Origin of the sequence: Gudongella sp. DL1XJH-153 (assembly GCF_049310905.1) — a bacterium.
Classification (GTDB): Bacteria; Bacillota; Clostridia; order Tissierellales; family Tissierellaceae; genus Gudongella.
In genome coordinates, this window is record NZ_JBMEMN010000065.1 from 1 (window position 1) to 2,043 (window position 2,043).

The 2,043-nt window shown below is 43.5% G+C and carries 2 protein-coding genes; both read right to left on the reverse strand.

Features of this window, described 5'->3' with window-relative positions; all coding sequences use genetic code 11:
• Window positions 1-727: hypothetical protein (locus ACOEN1_RS13315; RefSeq protein WP_422487379.1), on the reverse strand; the 727-nt coding region annotated here is incomplete at its 3' end.
• Between the two features lie 11 nt (window positions 728-738).
• Window positions 739-1,866, reverse strand: coding sequence for a hypothetical protein (locus tag ACOEN1_RS13320; RefSeq protein ID WP_422487380.1), 1,128 nt, complete (start codon window positions 1,864-1,866; stop codon window positions 739-741).
• Window positions 1,867-2,043: the final 177 nt, after the last annotated feature.

A 2,043-nucleotide genomic window follows, 5' to 3' on the forward strand; every position in this document is an offset into this window, starting at 1 on the left:
TCATCACAAAGAGCACACCATTGATAGAGCGAATGAACATGTACCGAGTATCATTCACATCTTCAGGAATGGTGGTTACCCAGCTTCCAGGACTGGATGTACTTGCTCTGGCGATGGATTTGTCCCCACCAACAACTCCCACAAAATAACCTTTGTGCCGAGTCAGGTATTTAAAGATGGGGACTGAAGTTCCATCAGAGCCGACCAGGGTCCAGGCAGTTCTTTCTGTCAGAAAATCAAAGCTATAATAAACCGGTGACTTATAGTACCACCAACTGACCACACCAGAACCCCTGTCCATATCATAAGCACCACAGGTCATGGCATTTTGCGCTCCGGCGCAGTACCCAGCGTTATGCCAGGTGATACCGTCAAAGGATGCGATGATATTGGCGAGACCCACGATCTTTGCGATAAATACACCATCTGCAGCATAAAGAATTTCAGGCTGACCATGACTCCACCAAGGAACACTGACAACGGTCCATTGTTTGGTGGTCTTGTTCCAGTAGGACATGTAGGGAGTTTTGGCGTAATAAACAGCTATCTGAGCGTTTCCGTTATCATAGACATTAATCTGTCTTTCACTTCCGTATTGGGTGTAGCCAAAATTGTTATAGTACTTCTTGGTCCAGCTTAAGGTAGGAATAGGAAGGACAATACTTCCTCTGCCACCAAAAGCTGTCCAGATGGCCAAGGTGTTATTAAAATTACGATCATAGCTCATGGGTTTCCTCCTTAAACTTTCTCAATGGCGGTAATTCTACCACTGGAATCGGTGGAGTAGGTGTAGCTTCCAGTTGAGCCATCGGCATAGGTCACTTCAAAGGCTGCAGCATCAATCAGAAGTGAAGAGACCTCTTTAAGGAGAAGCTCTGAGAAAATATCTTCTAAGGTGATGCTGGTGATCCTGCCACTGGAATCAGTGGTGAAGCTGTACTCGGCATGATACTGGTGGGTATCGCCTTTTTCCACTTCGTAGGTCACATTAATTTTGTTATCAATCACCGACAGCGTTTTTACAATGGTGTAGGAGACGCCTAAGTCATAGACCTGGTTTTGAAGATCATCCACGGAGCTTCCTACATTAGAAATAGAGTTTTCTATGCGATAAAAGGTGTCAGAAATACTGGGTCGATACCTTCCTACCTCAACACGGATGTTGAATCTGTAGAATGGATTATATTCAAGAGAGATGATCCTGGTTTTCACATTGATTCCTAATGGATTGAAGATGATGTGAACATTATCACCAACAGCCAAATCCATCAGTTTGAAAAATGAAATGTCATAGGATGATGCATTCTCCCTGGAATCATGGGATACAGCCACGTTTGTAACATTCTTTGAACCCATCACAGGGATATAATCATTGGAGCCTCTATGGCTACGAATATTTATGCTATAGCCATCGTACTGGATTTCACCACCCAAAATAGCAATGAACTGCATAAGGGCAGCTCGCCTTGAAACCTTCTGGTTGATTTTCATCGTGACGCTCTCTGTAAAATCCACAATCCCTGCTGAAAAGGGAGTGCCTGCAAGGAGCTGGGATAATCCTACTGAAGGATCACCCGTGAAGTCAAAACTGCTTATTTGATACATTTCATGGTTTAAAAGATAAGACACATGCTCACAAAGAACAGAGCAGACCGGCAGGCTCCCTTGAATTGATTTACTGATTTGGACCAGTTCAAAATACTGATTATCTAGTTTTGCAATTTGCTTTGTTTTCAAAGCCAATGCAGACTTCGCCATAACAGTAAATGAGAGGGTAAATTCACCCTCTAAGGTTTCTCTAATGTTTGAGCTGATGACTGTCTTAACGGATTGAATCATGGTTGCTCCTGCGTAAATTTCAATCAAGGGACCGCCTCCTTTCTATTAACTTCCTGCCACACCAAGGTTTCTAACTGTGACGGTATTTTGGTTCCACTGAAGCTGTGCAATAACTCTTGTTAGAATGTTACCGTCAATGGTAAGAGGGATAGTCACATCAAAGACTGCGCCGTCAGAACCACCAAAACTTCCAGTGACTTGAGA